Source organism: Chloroherpetonaceae bacterium, from assembly GCA_025056565.1.
In the GTDB taxonomy this organism is placed as follows: Bacteria; Bacteroidota; Chlorobiia; order Chlorobiales; family Thermochlorobacteraceae; genus Thermochlorobacter.
The window spans coordinates 1-16,795 of sequence record JANWWA010000014.1 but is presented as its reverse complement, the minus strand read 5'-3'; the positions used below and the strand labels follow the sequence as shown (position 1 = coordinate 16,795).

Here is a 16,795-nt window from a genome sequence, read left to right as displayed (position 1 = left end):
TCCGATGTAGAAAAAGCTTGTCCAGTGGCTTCACTCAGAATGTAAGATGAAACGCCGGGACAGTCCAGATAAAGCACGACATCACGATTTTGGCACTGCAAGTTGCCCTGAATAGCATCGCGCAGCGTGTATTGGGGCACAAGTTTTTCACTAGGCAGGCGAATCGCCAGAGCATGTTCAATAGGTGCAGTGCAAAAAAATGTAGTAAGGGTTCTTGCAGCAAAATTCTTCAGCAGCAGTTTTTCACCTTTGACCTCAAAGGCTTCTGAGAAAGGCAGAAAAGCGCGGGCAGCAGGGAAAGTGCGCTTGCCAAGAATGGTAATGGAGTCCTCGCTGAGTGCACGGGCAAGCAAAAAAACCTGCGAAAGACTCTGCAGCGTCTGAAAAAAGAATTCATCCGACTCAGGGTGTGCGAAGTCGCTGTTGGGAAAAGCAATGTCAACGAAGATGCGGGTAGCGCCGCCACGAGCAAGATTCTGCAAGGCAATTGCATACCACTTTCGGTCAAGCGGCCAGCCGCCCAGTGCGGCGCATTCCGCCTCGTCAATTACCACCGTGATAGGTGGCTCACCTGCATAAAGTAGCGTTGCAAGGTTAAAGGCACAGATGAGTAACCAAAACTTTTGCCAAGCGGCGCTTGCCCTCCTGAAGCTTTGATGCATATCCAATCTAAGCAAGGCAGCATTCAATACGCTGTGGACTAAAAGAATAGTAAAAGCAAGTCCACTTGGGCGTTGCGCCGTGACGATGCTGCAGCAAAAGCAGCAAGTCTCTTTCCCCGTCTACTTTACAGAGATATGTAATTCAGACGACCACAAAGCGCACAGCAGTAAGCAAAATGGTTCATTCTTCTAAGTAGCCCATAATGCCTTGCTGATACTCCAAGACAGCTTGTGCCAGCTCTAATTCTGTATTCATCACAAACGGTCCATATCGTGCCACAGGCTCGCCAAGTGGCTTGCCAGAAAAGAAGATAAACTCGCTTTCGGTCTCGCTCAAATTTCGAATGCGAACCCAGTCTCCATCTTTGCCTAGTACAGGCAGTTGACCGCGTGTGATAGGTATGTGGTCGTTGATGGTGATAGTGCCAGCAACAGGGTAGAGAAACGCATTGTGCATGCGGTTCAGTGGAATTTCCACCAGAGCTTGCGGTGCAAGAAAGTAGTGGTGATACTCAATCGGTGTTTGCGTCTGAATGGGTGAGCGCACCCCAAACGCCTCTCCAATAATGACCTTCACCTTGAAGTGATGAGCTAAATCAGTAAAGGTGGGAATAGCCTGAGCACGAATTTCTTGATAGCCGGGCGCAATATGCTTCTTGCTGGCAGGCAAGTTAACCCACACTTGAAAGCCGTGCATTGTGCCGCCGTTTTTCTTGACCGCCTCGATCGGTTGTTCTTTATGAAGAATGCCGCGTCCAGCAGTCATCCATTGCACATCACCTTCTTGGAGCACTACGCGGTTACCGAGAGAGTCCTGATGCTCAAAACCGCCTTTCAAGATGTAGCTCAGAATCTCAAAGCCTTTATGTGGATGGACGCCTGTGCCTTTGGCTTCGCCGGGAGCAAAATTGGCAGGACCGAACTCATCCAGTAGCAGAAATGGATCGATATGAGAGAGCGCACGGGTTGGAAAGGGACGGTGCACCAGAAATCCTTCACCTTCCATCACGGTTGCAATCGGAAGAATGCGCGCCACACTGGCGAACGCTTTGTTTGAGACGATAGACATTCTTGCTCCTCCTATGGATTTTGCTTAACCGAAGATATTCCTTTGCTTCTCCACGCCTGACCTTTCCTATGCAGTAGGAGAGAAGACACCAGACCGCATCAGAATCAATGGCGAGCAAAAGCGTTATGATTTCCGAGTAAGTTCAATGTTGCAAATGAAACTGACTTCTTCACCAACTAACACGCCACCGTTGTCTAATGCTTTATTCCACTTTAAGCCGAAATCAGTTCGGTTGATTTTGCCAATTACCTTGAACCCAGCATGGATGTTGCCAAAAGGTGACTTAGCTGTGCCATTGTAGATGACATCGAGCGTAACTTCCTTTGTTACCCCGTGCATCGTTAGGTCGCCAACCAACTTGTAGTTTTTGCCGTCCACTTTTTTAAAGGACTTACTTTTGAAAGTAATATGTGGGTACTTCGCCACGTCAAAAAAGTCGGCTGACCGAAGATGTCCATCGCGCTTTTCATCTTCCGTGTTGATGCTGGCAGCATCAATCACCAGTTCAATCTCGCTGTCAACAAAGTCGTCGCTCTTTGAGATGACTTTGGCATCAAAGCTCTTAAAGCGACCTGAAGTTTCGGAGACGACCAGATGCGCAACGCTAAAGTTGATGTTAGAGTGGCTTTTGTCGAGCTGCCAAGTAACTTGCGCACTAACGCGCTGGCTTAAAGTAAGGCTCAGTAGAAGTGCAGTAAAAAGTGAGACGAGTGTTTTCATAATCAGATTTTCAAGTTTGGTTTAAGAGAAGTTTAGTGCCCAATTGATACGGTGTTAAGAGTTAAATGTTGCAACATCAATTGTTTGAACATCAAATGTGCAGACTTGGTTTCAATGTTAGCGCAAGGCAGGCGAAAGCCAGCGGTCGAGTCGAAACCCGCGCCGAAGCAAAAGCAGCCAGTTGCGAGGATTTGTGCGAAGAGAAGCGTCTTTGCGCATTGCGCAAAGAGCCAGTGACCAGCCAAAGCCCAAGTCGCCGTGCCGCAAGGCGGCATTACCTATCTCAAATTCAAAGTAGGGACGCAGTGGCAAGGGCACTTTGGCATAATAGGTGTCAAAAATGCGCTTAGAGGCGCGGTAGTAAGCAGGCGCAGCGCGACTGGTGCGTGCAGAATGCTCCCGCACCCAAACTTGGTCAGAATCCGTTACAGCAATTTTCAGACCGCTAAGAAATGCACGCAGCACAATTTCCCAATCCTCTCGAAAGCGAAACGCATCGTCATACTTCGGAAAACTGGCTTTTCGGAATGCAAGACCGGGTGTGCCGCCCACTAAGGCGGAAGCGATAAGAATCCCAACATCGCTGGGCAGCTTTTTTCGTGACACATACACCAGCTCCCCTCTCTCATTGATTTTGGAGCGTAGAATAGCACACACTGCATCTGCACCCGTTTGTTCAAACATTGCAAGACTGGTTTCTATGTAGTGCGGCTGCCATACATCGTCATAATCCAAGAAGAAAAGATACTCGCCCCGTGCAACCTCAGCGCCACGATTACGGGCGTAACAGCGCTCCAAGTTTTTTTCATTGCGAAGGTGCTGCACAGGAATGCGCACTTGCGGCAAGATAGTATTTAGCACTGCAGCAGTGCGGTCGGTAGAAGCGTCATCCACCACAACCAGTTCAAGGTCATGCATCGTTTGCGCCTCAACTGAGCGAATAGCCTCAGCAAGAAAACGCTCGCCATTATGCACGGCAAGAATCACGCTGGCTTTTGGCATCGCTAGCTGTAGTAAGTCTCAGACAAATTTAGGCACAGCACATCAATCAGATACGATGTGCCATAGCACTTCGGGCCAGTGGCTTGTTAGCGATGGAGCTGGGCTTAGTTGCTACCTACAGCGCTGGCTGTCTTTTGCCGAATGATAATGCTGGGAATAGACTTCTGCCTTACCAGTTCATTAAATGCGGGTAGGTCTTTTTCCATAATTGCTCTAAAGGCAGCGAGCTGTTCATCAATTTGCTTGACGAGTTCGTTGCGCACCACAATCATCTGGTCAGTAGGTTTGTTATCGCCACGTCCAGCCAGCGATGCAAGGGCACTAAGTTTATTGTTCAGTCGAATTGGGAAATTCAGCGGGTCTTGCGAGCTGCGATTCTTGGTTTGATAAAGTGTTTCCTCAATTTTGGTGAGTCTGTCGCTTATCTCCTTTGCTGCTGTATGAAGCTCTTTTGCTTCGTCCTTTGGGAGACGTCGGGTCAGGTTTGCAAGTTGCTCGCGCACGTCGCGCAGTTGCTTAATAGTTTCGTGTGTTTCGGTAAGCTTGTCGCGGATAGCGATAAGGAATTCAAACTGTTCTTCCAAGTCCTTCTGGGTGGCTTGCACGCGCGGGTCTTTGATGATTTCAAAGGAGACTTTTTCGGTTTTGCCCGCAAAGGAAAGGCGGGCTTCATACTTGCCGGGCACGGCTTTCGGCCCTTGTGTGCCCCCTGCCCATAAAATCAGACCTTCAAAGCGGGCGGCGTCAGCATAGCGCATATTCCAAGTGAAGCGATTGCAGCCCTGCTTGACTTCGAGCTTATCACTGCGCTCTTTGGCGTCGGACGAAAAAGTGCGGACAAGTTTACCGCTGGCATCAAAAATCTCGAGCTTTACGGGCTTTGTAGAGTCTGGGGCATCTTTGAGGTAGAAGGTAAAGAGCACGCCTGCTTGCAAGTTTTCACCAACGCCTTTCGGCTGTTTTTCAGGACGTGTGCCGTCCATACGAACGCTGGGACGCGGCGTGTAAAGATGCACATCTTTTTTGGCAATCTCTGCTGTGAGCTGACGTAGCGGCGAAATGTCGTCAATAAGCCAAAGCGAGCGCCCTTGTGTTGCGGCAATCAAATCTGAATCCTTGATGGTCATATCTGTAATCGGGACAATAGGCAAGTTAAGCTGAAACGGCTGCCACGATTCGCCATCATTGAAGGAAATGTAGACGCCACTTTCTGTGCCTGCAAAGAGCAAGCCTTTACGCACAGGGTCGCAGCGAATGACGCGTGTAAAGTGGTCTTTGGCAATCCCCACTGTGATGCGTTTCCAAGTTTTGCCGTAGTCAGTGGTTTTGTAGAGGTAGGGCGTAAAGTCATCAAGTTTGTAGCGTGTGGCAGCAATGTAAGCACAGCCTTTCTCGTGTGGGCTAATGTCAATGCAGTTAATCATTGACCATTCGGGCAAATCTTTTGGGGTAACATTGGTCCAAGTCTTGCCCCCATCGCGAGTAATGTGGATGAGTCCGTCGTCGGAGCCACACCAGATAACGCCTTTCTCAATAGGGGATTCTGCCGCAGCAAAAATCGTGCAGTAATACTCTACACCCGTGTTGTCTTTGGTAATTGGACCGCCAGAAGGACCAAGCTTGGTCTTGTCGTTGCGTGTAAGGTCAGGGCTAATTGCTTCCCACGACTGTCCTTCGTTGGTGGTTTTGAAAAGCACGTTTGCAGCGGCATAAAGGGTATTAGGGTCGTGCGGAGAAAAGAAAATTGGGAAGTTCCATTGGAAACGATATTTCATTCCTTCGGCGCCGTGTCCCATCGGGTTATCAGGATAGACATTGATAAAGCGGCTTTCGCCTGTGCGATGATTGCGCCGTTCCAAAAGTCCGCCGTAACTGCCGCCGTAGACGATGTCATTATCTTTCGGGTCGACGGCAATATGTCCTGACTCACCGCCAGCGGTTTCTTCCCAGTCGCGCTCTGTTATCGCGTTGCCGCTGGTGCGGTGATAGATGCGTAAAGTAGAGTTGTCTTGCTGTGCGACATAGATGCGGTAAGGGAAAGTGTTGTCGGTAGTCACACGGTAAAATTGTGCGGTCGGTTGGTTGTGGTAAGTAGTCCAAGTCTCGCCACCATCAATGCTCACTTGTGCACCGCCATCATCACCGATGATCATTCTATTTGGGTCATTGGGGTCAATCCAAAGGTCGTGGTGGTCGCCGTGAGGCGTAGGAATGGTGCTGAAAGTTTTGCCACCATCTTTGGAACGATGAAACTCAACATTGAGCACATAGACGACATCAGGATTTTTGGGGTCAGCGTAGATGCGTGTGTAATACCATGCACGTTGACGTAGGCTGCGGTCAGAATTAAGGCGCTGCCACTTTTTGCCGCCGTCATCGGAGCGAAACACGCCCCCTTCTTCGGCTTCTATGATAGCCCACACGCGCTCTGGGTTAGCAGGTGAGACCGCAATGCCAATAATGCCTAATGTGCCTTTTGGTAAACCCTCATTGCGCGAGATGTTTTCCCATGTGTCGCCGCCATCTGTGGATTTCCACAGTCCAGAGCCTTCGCCACCGCTCTCAAAGCTGTAGGGAGTGCGACGCACTCGCCACGTGGAGGCATATAAGATGCGTGGGTTAGATGGGTCAAGAATTAAGTCCACCGCGCCCACATCGTTGCTGACAAAGAGAATCTTCTCCCATGTCTTACCGCCATCTTTGCTGCGAAATACGCCGCGCTCAGGATTTGGACCGAAAGCGTGCCCAATTGCAGCAACATAGACAAGGTCAGGATTCTTGGGGTGAATGCGAATGCGCGAGATGTGGCGCGTATCCAAAAGCCCCATTGATTTCCATGTTTTACCCGCGTCCGTTGATTTCCAGACGCCGTAGCCGTGTGAGAGATTGCCGCGCAAGGTTTTCTCGCCACCACCAACATAGATAACATTCGGGTCGGATTCGCTCACGGCAACTGCACCGATTGAGCCACCAAAAAAGCCATCTGAGACATTAACCCAGCTGGCGCCAGCGTCGGTGGACTTCCAAACGCCACCACCTGTGCCACCGAAGTAAAACACATTTGGCTGCCCAACCACGCCCGTTACGGCGCAGGAGCGGCCGCCACGATACGGCCCGATTGAGCGCCACTTCAATGCATCATAGAGCTTTTCGCTGAATTGTGCCTGCGTTTGCGCAATGCTCTCCCAGACAAAGAGCAGGCATACAAAAATCCAAAGTAAGGTTGGCTTGCGCATAATCGGTGTTCCTCCTTTGTTGTGTTAAAAAGTGTTGCCTGAGCGCCTTGGCAAAGGCTGCTGACAAATGAAGGAAGATAGCAACTTGTAAGAAACTTTGTAGCGGCAAGACACGGCTATATCGTGAGTAGTAGTCAGGAAAACACAATGAAGTGGAAGCAGGTGCAGCGAACTGAGCAAACGCCATCTGCTCTCTATGTAGCGTCGTGCCTTAGAGCCGATCCAGCGAAAGCCAATCACGTGGCACGAGGCATTTATAGAGTTCAGCTTCACGAGAGTTCGGTGGCGGTGAGTAGTTATACTCCCAGCCAGCTTCTTTGGGCAGCGACATCAGAATAGACTCGGTGCGCCCACGCGTCTCCAAACCAAAAAGGGTGCCTCGGTCATAGACCAAATTAAACTCCACATAGCGTCCGCGCCGCAAGCGCTGAAAGTGTTTTTCTTTCTCGCCAAACGGTTCATTGCGTCGGCGCTCGACAATCGGCAAGTAAGCTTCGGTAAAAGCTTGACCGCAAGACTTCACAAACTCAAAGGTCTCCGCAAGGTTGTCTTTCAGGTAGTCAAAGAAAATGCCGCCCACGCCACGGGTTTCACCACGATGCGGCAGAAAGAAGTATTCGTCGCACCATGCCTTAAAGCGCGGGTAAAAGTCAGGGTGGTGTTTGTCGCAGGCTGCTTTATGCACACGATGAAAGTGCTGGATATCTTCAAGAAAGGGATAGTAAGGCGTAAGGTCAGCGCCGCCACCAAACCAAGCCGTTTTAAGCTCACCGTTGTCGTCGTATTGCTCGAAGTAACGATAGTTGCAATGCACCGTTGGAATCATTGGCGAGTAGGGGTGCAGCACGACGGAGACGCCTGTTGCAAAATAAGGCGAAACGGTGGTGTTCATCTTCGCTGCCATCTTTTCAGGCAAAATGCCACTGACGGCAGAAAAATTCACGCCACCTTTTTCAAAAATAGCACCATCCTGCATCACACGGGTGCGCCCGCCACCGCCTGAGTGATGCTGCCAGCACTCCTCAATAAACTTGCCTTTTCCGTCAATCGCTTCAATGGAAGACGAAATGTGGTTTTGCAAGGACTCAAAATAGGCTTGAACTTGGGCTTTCATAGAAAAGCGCAAAGGAACGAAATTTGCACGCTTGTTGATTGCAAAGTTACGCAACTTTTCAACACAGTTTCCAGCAAAATGAAGCAAACGCTATTTGTCTGCTGCTGCATTGCTACGCTCTTTCATATCTCATCGCCACATCTACCCGCACAAAGCACCTCAACTCCACAAAGCCCATCGGATGCAGCGAAGACAATTTCGCCAGATAGTCTCTTGGCGTTCAGCTACAGCGCGCTGATGGAAAAAGTCGTTGGAGCAGAGCGGCGGGCTAATGCGCTCAGTGCCATCGCTCGAGCGCACTTTGCGATGCAAAAACCCATCCAAGCTGCAGCCATCTGGGTAGAAGCCTTGCAAGAAACCAATCGGCTGACGAATGCCGCAGAAAAATCAGCCATGCTGATGCGTGTGCTATCGGCAGGAATTGAGATGAGTATGGCAGACACCGTTCAAGTGCTGATGCAAAACCTCTCCGATGCGTTTGATAGCGCATCACTTCAACTCATGCTGGCTAATGCGTATCTCAAAGCAGGTAAGAAGGAAAAAGCACAGAATCTCTTGGAAACACTGAGCAGTGCTATACCTGCCCTCGATGCCGATGTGCGCCAAATTAGTTTGTCAGGACAGCTGGCACTCCTTTACTTCAAACTTGGCGACGAAAGGAAAGGAGCAAATCAATTAAAAGAGGCACTGGCGCTACCAAAAAACTTCCCAGACGACCCCGATGCAGCAACAGAGCTTGGGAGACTGGCAGTGGAATTTTTCCAAGCGCAGCGCCAAGCCGATGGGAAAAAGGTGCTGCAGAGTGCTGTAGCCAGTGTAAGCAAGCTGAATGACAAAGCCAGTGCAATGGCGGTTCGTGAAGCATTGGTAGAACTGCTTTTGCAAGTAAAGGAATTCACTGTGGCACAGTCTCTTGCAGCCGCTATCCCCGATGTGCCAGAGCGTTTGAAGGTGCTTAGCCAAATTGCGGTGCAGCTTGGGCGCCAAGGGCAAGGTGCTGAAGCGAAGCAAGTGGCTGAACAGATGTATCAACTGGCGCGCTCAATTCGCAACACGTCCAATCGGGCAGAGGCGATTGGCAAAGTTGCGGTAGTGCTGGCGCAAGCAGGTTTCCCAAGCGAGGCGCAAACCAAAGCCGATGAAGCGATTGCAGCAATTAATGCGATTCCAGTGGACTTTGACAAGTCGGCTGTCGCAGCAGAATTGGCGGCGGATTTTGCCGAAGCAAAAATGTTTAGCAAGGCAAACTTAGCAATGCAGCGCGTAAAAGTCCCGCAGCATCGTGCAATCGCTACATTTGAGGTAGGATTTGCTTTCACGCAAGCTGGTGAGCCAGCACAGGCGCTACCGTTGCTCCTGGAAGCACTAAGTCTAAGGGCAAATCTGGCTAATCCAGAGGTGAAAGTGAAGGCCATGGCTACTGTGGCTGTCGAACTGCACAAAGCCAAGTCAGACAAGGCAGACTCAGCATTTCAAGCAAGCATCACAGCGCTGCCTGAAATCAAGGCACATACAAAGCAACTAGAAATGTGCCGCCAGATTGCGGTTGAGTGGGTAAAGGTGGGTGCTGTAAAACAAGCTTTGCAAGCATTGCGTCAGGTGCCTGATGCAATGAATGCAGTGGTCGCACTCTCTGAGGTAGCGCAGGTATGCCGAGAGAAAAAAATCAACCTGACTGAAAGCGAAGGCGTATTGCTCAAAGCCTTGCAGGAATCTTTACCGTAGCTTGCCCTAAGCGGGAGAATCGGCCTCTGCGTCATGGTCATGTTCCTCGTCGTGCGAATGGTTGTGATGCGGCTCTTGTGGTTTGGGCGCAGCAAAGTGATCGAAGCCTGAGTGTTGTGAGAGGTCTTCGTCACGCCCGTATATATCGCGCAGCTTAATGCCGAATTCTTTGGGCTGAATTTGACCGATGACATAAATGTCTTTTGCTTGCTCAATCTTTGGAAAGTCGCTGGGCTGAATAGTAAAGCAAAGCTCATAGTCCTCGCCACCAAATAGTGCATAAACAAGAGCATCGTCCTCGAACTCACTAGCGATTTCACGCACTTCGGAGAGAATAGGCAACTTGCTTTCTTCAAGCAGTGCGCCTGTGCCCGACTGTTCGCAGATATGTTTGATTTCAGAGCCTAAACCATCTGAGATGTCAATCATTGATGTAGGCACAATGCAGTGCTGGTGAAAAAAGCGAACAATATCGAGCCGCGCAGCAGGCAAAAGATGCTTCTTGATAGCGGTTTGATACTCTTCCATATCAGGCTTGTAAGATGCTTGATCTGCCTCAGGGTTTTCGGCAAAGTATTCAAGCATCATTTGGCGCTCACGCATTAGGACTTTGAGACCAGCATATGAGCGACCTAAATCACCAGTTACACAGATAAAGTCCCCAACGCGAGCACCGCTGCGATATGTGAGCTGTGCCGCATCGGCTTCACCAACAATTGTAACGGAGATAACAAAACCCGCAGTCGAAGCAGAAGTATCGCCACCTACGATGGCAATGCCGTATTGCTCCGCCGCTTCTTTCATTCCCTTGTAGAGCGATTCCATCATTTCAACTGAGATTTTCCCAGAGAGGGCAACCGAAACAGTTGCATAAAGCGGCAGAGCATTCATTGCACAGATATCTGAGACATTAACGCTAATCGCTTTTGCGCCCAAGTGCTCAAGAGGCGTGGTAAGCAAGTCGAAGTGAATATGCTCTACAAGCAGGTCAGTAGAAATCACTTGGCACTTGCCATCTGGCAAAGCGACCACTGCACAGTCGTCGCCAATGCCTTTGCGCAATGATGGCAATTTGGCTTCAGTTGGCTGCAAAATGTGGTGCAAGCGGCGGATTAGCCCGAACTCACCAATTTCTGAAATGCGTGTAAACGACATTTCGCACGGAGTTTTATATTCTGGCAAAATACATAAAATCTGATTGATGTAAGGCTTGTAAATTTGGTGAAACGCTGCGCCTTGGCAGTGCGGTCGGAGGATAAAGTTCAGCGAACAAAACTGGCACGGACAATGGGTTTCTTTGATGCCTTTAAGCTCTCTCGTCTGAAGGAGGGACTAAAAAAGACGCGCGAAAATCTTTCAGGGAAAATTGCGCGCCTTGTAAAGGGCAAAACTAAGATTGATGATGAATTTCTCGAAGAGCTTGAGCAAATTCTTATTGCTGCTGATGTAGGCGTGCAAACCACGCTCAAGATTGTAGAAGCGGTCGCAGCGCGCGCTAAAAAAGAGCGCTATATGAGCGAAGAAGAGCTGCAAAAGATGGTGCGCAGTGAAATTCAAAAAATGCTGATTGATGCACGCCAAACCACGCTGGTAGACTTTGATGCCCCAATTCCTCACAAACCCTACGTGATTATGATTGTGGGCGTCAATGGTGTGGGCAAAACGACAACGATTGGCAAGCTGGCACATCACTACAAGCAAGCGGGCAAGTCGGTGCTAATAGCTGCAGCGGATACGTTTCGTGCGGCAGCGACTGAACAGCTCGAGATTTGGGCAGAACGCGCAGGCGTGCCGATTGTGGCGCACGGTCAAGGCGGTGACCCCAGTGCGGTGGTCTTCGATGCAATAAGCTCTGCACTGGCTAAGAAAACTGACATTGTGCTGATTGATACGGCAGGACGCCTGCACAACAAAACGCACCTAATGGAAGAGCTGGCAAAAATCAAACGCGTAATCAAGAAGAAATTGCCGTCGGCACCTGATGAAGTCCTGCTGGTGCTCGACGGCTCAACAGGACAAAATGCCCTGAACCAAGCCAAAGAATTTACCAAAGTCGTAGAGGTTACTGGACTGGTGCTCACCAAGCTCGATGGCACGGCGAAAGGCGGTGTCGTGATTGCTATTTCAAATGAACTGAATATCCCCGTCAAATACATCGGTGTCGGTGAGCAAATTGATGACCTGCAAATTTTTGACCGAGAGAAGTTTGCCGAAGCGCTGTTTGAATAAATGCACTATGCAAGCAGAAACGACACAAATCTACTTAGCCAACTGCGTGACGCAAGCTGTAGAGCGCAGGCACAAAAGCACTTTTGTAATCTGACGTCTTTGAAAAAGGAGCTATGCGCATACTCCACCTCGAGCCCAATCTCTCCGATGCAGCCCTAACCCTGCTAACCCTGAAAACTGCGTTCCCCGATGCGACTCTGGAACGGCTCTCGTCTCTGCAAGAACTAAGCGAGGAATTAGATGAGCTCCAAGCCGATGTGGTGATTTCGGAGTATCAATTGGAGGATGGCACGGCAGAGCAAGCAATTAAGCTGCTGCGCCAGAAGTTCCCACTTGTGCCGTTCATCGTGTTCTCTTCGGTGCGAGAGACCGCCATAGCACTAAAAATGCTCGAGAAAGGCGCATCGGATTATGTATTCAAAGAGCACCGACAGCACTTAGCAAGTGCAATTGAGGAAGCACTGCAGCGAACAGCAGCCTTCAAGCCCAAAAATGCAGAAAAGCCCGAAGAGTCAGCTGACTCTGCCCGTCCAGCGGCAGCGCAGCAGGCTAACACGCCAAGTCAGGTCGCTAGTGAAGCTAGCACTGTTCTGCCAAACAGAGTGCCTGAACCTGAAACATCTACGCCACCAGAATCCTCACTGCTGGCATCTATTGCATCGCTGCAAGCCTCTCTGGCTGAAAAGTTGCCACTTTCTGACGCTGCACCTCCGCTTGAGACCATACCTCACACTGACCTAACGGCACACAGTAGCACGCCAGCACCGACAATTTCCACATCAGGGCACGCAGCAGACGCAGCGGTGGCAGAGTCGCCAAACTCGGAAACTTTAGAGGTATCAGCACGCACCCAAGACGCAGAGACAAATCCGCCATTCTTAGAAGTGCCCACTGCCCACGCAGCCGATTCACCCTTTTTGGAAATGCCTACTGCGCCCGTCACAGAATCGCCGTTTTCTGGTGAGTCGCCCACAGCCGCAGAAGGCTTGTCACTTTCGTCCGAAATGCTCACATCCAAGTCACCCTCGCCAGAAGTGTCAAGTGCGACCGCGTTAGACCCGCCCTTCATTGATGAATCAAGTGCGGGCGTTCCTGAATCACCGACCGCTGACGAAGCCAGCACACCGACTTCGATTGAAGAAAAAACAGCTGAAGACTGGGCTTCTTCGGAGGCGTTGCCTGCAAAAGAAAGTGTTAAGCCTGCCCCATCTGTGGAAACCGTAGGTCAAGCAGAGCAAGTGGCGCTGTCAGCCGATAGAGCGATAGATTTTCGTGCAATTGTTGAACAGCTATCTGATACTGTTGTGCTAATTGACCAAGCAGGCATAATTCACTATGCCAGCCTATCAGTAGAAACTACTTTTGGCTGCAAAGTCAGTGAGCTGCAGGGCAAAAATGTATTGGACTTTATTCACCCTGACGACCGCCCGATTGCGCGCGACCGTTTGGAAGAAGTGGTAGAAAACAAACTGGATTTGTCGCAGCAGTCGCTTGAAGTGCGCTTGTTTCCAAAAAACGGATTGCGGCGTGTGGTGGCGGTGCGAGCGCGCAATGAGCTGCAAAATCCCGCAATTCGTGCCATCATCCTTGCCGTGCGCGATATTACGGAGCGGCGGCAGCAAAGCGAAATTCGCCGTGTGCAGGCACGCGTGTTAGAGCTCTTGGCAAGCGGTGCGTCGCTGCAAGATGCGATGACCGAACTATGCCTTGCGGTGGAGGCCTATTTGGGTGATGTGCTCTGCTCCGTCCTGCTGATAGAAAACAATCGACTGCGGATGTGTGCAGCGCCCAGCTTGCCTGATGAGTACAACAAGCAAGTTGATGGTATCGCGATTGGAATGAACAGAGGCTCTTGCGGCACGGCAGCCTACCTCAAAACGCGAGTGATTACCGAAGATGTGGAGACTGACCCTTTCTGGGAAGATTATCGCGACCTTGTGCGTCCCTACGGTCTACGCGCCTGCTGGTCGACACCGATTTTGAATAACGCCACACGAGAAGTGATTGGCACGCTGGCGCTCTATTCCACAGAGCCACGTCGCCCTGACTCAATGGAACTGGAGTTTGTTGAGGCTACTGTCAATGTCATCAGCCTTGCAATTCAGCGGGCGAGAATGCAAGAGCAGCTCAAGGTCAGTGAGGAACGCTTGCGCGCAATGATTGATGCAGCACCAATTGGTGTGTTTAGCTGTATGTTAAGCGGTCGGTTTATTGAAGTCAATCCAGCATTCTGTCAGATGGTTGGTTATACCGAAGATGAGCTGCTTGAGCTGACTTTTCAAGATATTACGCATCCAGACGACCTCTCCATTTCTGTCGAGAGCGATGAAAAACTGCTGCGTGGTGAAGTGCCGCACTACACCTTGCAAAAGCGATACCTGCACAAAAACGGTCAGCCTGTTTATGTGCGTGTGCGCACGGGTTTAGCGCGCCATGCCGACGGTAGCCCTGCCTATCTGGTATCTCAGGTTGAAGACATCACCGAAGTAACGCAGACAGCAAAGGCACTGGAAGAGTCCAATGCCAAGCTCTCTATGATTCTAAGGAGTATCAACGATGGCGTGTTCCGATTTCGGGTGTATCCAAACCGTGACTTTGAGTATGATTTCTTCTCGCCTTCTTGCGAAAAGGTCTTTGGCTTTACACCTGAAGAAATGTTGCAGGATAAGTTTTTGTGGATGAATAATGTCTATGCAGATGACAGAAAGCACGCCATAGAGGAAGCGTATGCAAAGATTTTTGAAGGCGAGTCTATCACACGGGAGTATCGCTTTCATCGCAAGGACGGGGCACTGCGCTGGCTGGAAAGCACCCTCTCACCACAATTTGATGCAGAGCAAGACTGCTGGATAGTTGTGGGCGTAGCGCGTGACATCACGGAGCGGAAGGACATTGAAAGCGCATTAGCGCAATCTGAAGAGCAATATCGCACGCTTGTAAGCCATAGCAAAGATGGCGTATATCTCGTGCAAGAAATGAAGTTCGTCTTTGCTAACCATTCTTTGCTAAGGCTGCTTGGGCGAAGCAGCGAAGAACTAATTGGCTGTGATGTGCTGGAAGTAATTGCACCCGAAGATCGCCACACTATCTTGGAGCTGGCGCAGCAATTCGAAAAGCAAACGCGCATATCAGGCGAGTATGAAGTGAGGCTGCTGCACAAAAGCGGTCGGCGTATTACAGCAATTGTAACAGTTGCGACCACGCTTTATCAAGGTCTCCCTGCTGCGATTGGCACGGTCAAGGACATCACCGAGAAAAAAGAGTTCGAGCAAGCGCTACGCCAGTCCGAAGCAGAACTAAAAGCTATTTTCAACAGCATACCATACAGCATTACGCTGTGCGACCGTGAGCTGATTGTGAGAGCGCAAAATCAGAATGCATTTGAGGTTGCAAAATCACTCAGCAGCACACCCCTTCGCATCGGAGACCCCATCTTGCAGTGGTTAGAAACGGCAGAAGAACAAAGCTATGCCCGCAAAGAGTTAGAAGCTGTGCTGGCAGGTGAGACACGATTCTTTGAAGCGCCGCTGCTGCGACAAGGTAAAAAGCACTGGGTCGAGGTAAGGATAACGCCTGTGCGCGATGTGCAAAATCAAATTATGGGTATCTGTATTGTAGCGGCAAACATCACAGAGCGAAAGCAAGCTGAGGAGAAATTGCGGTTTCAAGCACAGGTCTTGGAGCAAATGCGTGAAGCCGTGTTGGCAATTGATGCGCAAGGCTACATTAGCTTTGCCAACCGTGCAGCTGAAGCCTTTCACGGTGTAACGCGAGGTGAGATGATTGGGCGACGGAGCGAGGAAGTGATGCGCTACAAGTATCTGAGCAAAACGGCGCGTCAAGAAGCAAAAGCCGCTTTGGAGCAAGCGGGGGCGTGGCAAGGCGAAGTGATTTACCAGAGCCATCACAGCGGAACAGAACGCATTGTCTCACTGTCGCTAGCAAAACTACAGGGTAGAGATGAAAAATCCAGTGGATTGCTCTGCGTGCTGGAAGATGTAACTGAGCAGCGAAAGGCAGAGGTCGCACTTGCCCAGTCGCAAGCGCAACTGCGTGAAATTGTGGAAAACAACCCTGTGGTGCTCTTTTCACTCAATGCCTTAGGCGTCTTCTCGCTGGCAATTGGGAAGGGCTTAGAAAAATTGGGTTATGACTCGCACTCACTCATTGGCAAATCAGTCTATCAGCTGTTCTCCCGCAACACGGTGTTCCTTGCCGATATTGCAAAAGCCCTGTCGGGCGAGAGCCTAAGCAATCAAGCAGCATTTGAAGAGTGCTTCTTTGAGTATCACCTATCGCCACTCTATGATGAACGGAAAAAAGTGGTGGGCGTCTTAGGGGTAGCGCTCGACAACACGCAAAAGCACTACGCAGAGCTTGAGCGTGAAGCGTTACAGGCTAAGCTAATTCAGGCACAAAAGATGGAAGCCTTAGGCACACTCACAGGCGGCATTGCACATGACTTCAATAATTTACTAGCTGCCATCTCGGGTAATCTCGAGCTGCTAAAAATGCTCATCGGTGAGCGCACAGATTTAGCGACGCCAGTCGCACGTGCAGAATCTGCGACCAACCGCGCTATTGCTATCACGCGTCAGCTCTTGGGCTTTGCGCGCCAGAATAACTTTTCGCCCAAGCCCCTCTCTATCAATGCGGTGATTGAAAGCACCCTCACCATTATGGAACATACGCTCGACAAACGCATCAACATTCGAAAATCCCTTGCTCCAGACTTGCCCCTCATTTACGGCGATGAAAACCAATTGCAGCAAGTCTTTGTTAATCTTGCCGTTAATGCAGCCGATGCACTAATGCCATCACGGCTGGATAGCGGTGAAGCGTTTATCGCCTTCACAACTGCACTTTTGCAGGATAAGCAAAGTCCTCTTTTCCGCACATTGGATAAAGACAAGGACTATGTGCATATCCAAGTATCAGACAACGGTATTGGAATTTCCGCAGAGCTGCAGAAGAAGATTTTTGAACCGTTCTTTACGACAAAAGAGGTTGGGAAAGGCACAGGATTAGGTTTATCTAT

Annotated in this window: 9 protein-coding genes and 1 pseudogene; 3 read left to right on the top strand and 7 right to left on the bottom strand. The window is 50.2% G+C overall.

The features are described 5' to 3' along the window. Positions 1-365 precede the first annotated feature (365 nt). From NZM05_10415 to hemF, 6 genes and pseudogenes are all read right to left on the bottom strand, one after another. Positions 366-662 (bottom strand): annotated as a pseudogene (locus NZM05_10415) (CHASE2 domain-containing protein). Between the two features lie 181 nt (positions 663-843). Further along, complete coding sequence (locus NZM05_10410; GenBank protein ID MCS7014027.1) at positions 844-1,698, bottom strand: pirin family protein; 855 nt, start codon at positions 1,696-1,698, stop codon at positions 844-846. Positions 1,699-1,854: 156 nt separating this feature from the next. Next, complete coding sequence (locus tag NZM05_10405) at positions 1,855-2,451, bottom strand: YceI family protein (GenBank protein MCS7014026.1); 597 nt, start codon at positions 2,449-2,451, stop codon at positions 1,855-1,857. A 117-nt stretch (positions 2,452-2,568) separates the two neighbouring features. Beyond that, entirely contained in the window at positions 2,569-3,453 is an 885-nt protein-coding gene (locus NZM05_10400) for a glycosyltransferase (protein MCS7014025.1), read from the bottom strand. A 104-nt stretch (positions 3,454-3,557) separates the two neighbouring features. Beyond that, positions 3,558-6,689: a hypothetical protein gene (locus NZM05_10395; GenBank protein MCS7014024.1), complete on the bottom strand. Its 3,132-nt coding sequence runs from the start codon at positions 6,687-6,689 to the stop codon at positions 3,558-3,560. 211 nt (positions 6,690-6,900) lie between these two features. Then, entirely contained in the window at positions 6,901-7,803 is a 903-nt protein-coding gene (gene hemF, locus NZM05_10390) for an oxygen-dependent coproporphyrinogen oxidase (protein ID MCS7014023.1), read from the bottom strand. A 78-nt stretch (positions 7,804-7,881) separates the two neighbouring features. Here hemF and NZM05_10385 point away from each other — a divergent pair, with 78 nt between their 5' ends. Further along, positions 7,882-9,528 carry a hypothetical protein gene (locus NZM05_10385; GenBank protein ID MCS7014022.1) on the top strand — a complete coding sequence of 549 codons (1,647 nt, stop codon included), beginning with the start codon at positions 7,882-7,884 and terminating at the stop codon, positions 9,526-9,528. Between the two features lie 6 nt (positions 9,529-9,534). Here the strand turns inward: NZM05_10385 and thiL are convergent, their stop codons facing one another. Further along, positions 9,535-10,683: a thiamine-phosphate kinase gene (thiL, locus tag NZM05_10380; GenBank protein ID MCS7014021.1), complete on the bottom strand. Its 1,149-nt coding sequence runs from the start codon at positions 10,681-10,683 to the stop codon at positions 9,535-9,537. A gap of 132 nt (positions 10,684-10,815) precedes the next feature. Here thiL and ftsY point away from each other — a divergent pair, with 132 nt between their 5' ends. Continuing rightward, positions 10,816-11,757, top strand: coding sequence for a signal recognition particle-docking protein FtsY (ftsY, locus tag NZM05_10375; GenBank protein MCS7014020.1), 942 nt, complete (start codon positions 10,816-10,818; stop codon positions 11,755-11,757). Positions 11,758-11,870: 113 nt separating this feature from the next. Beyond that, a partial coding sequence (locus NZM05_10370) for a PAS domain S-box protein (protein ID MCS7014019.1) occupies positions 11,871-16,795 on the top strand: 4,925 nt, incomplete at its 3' end.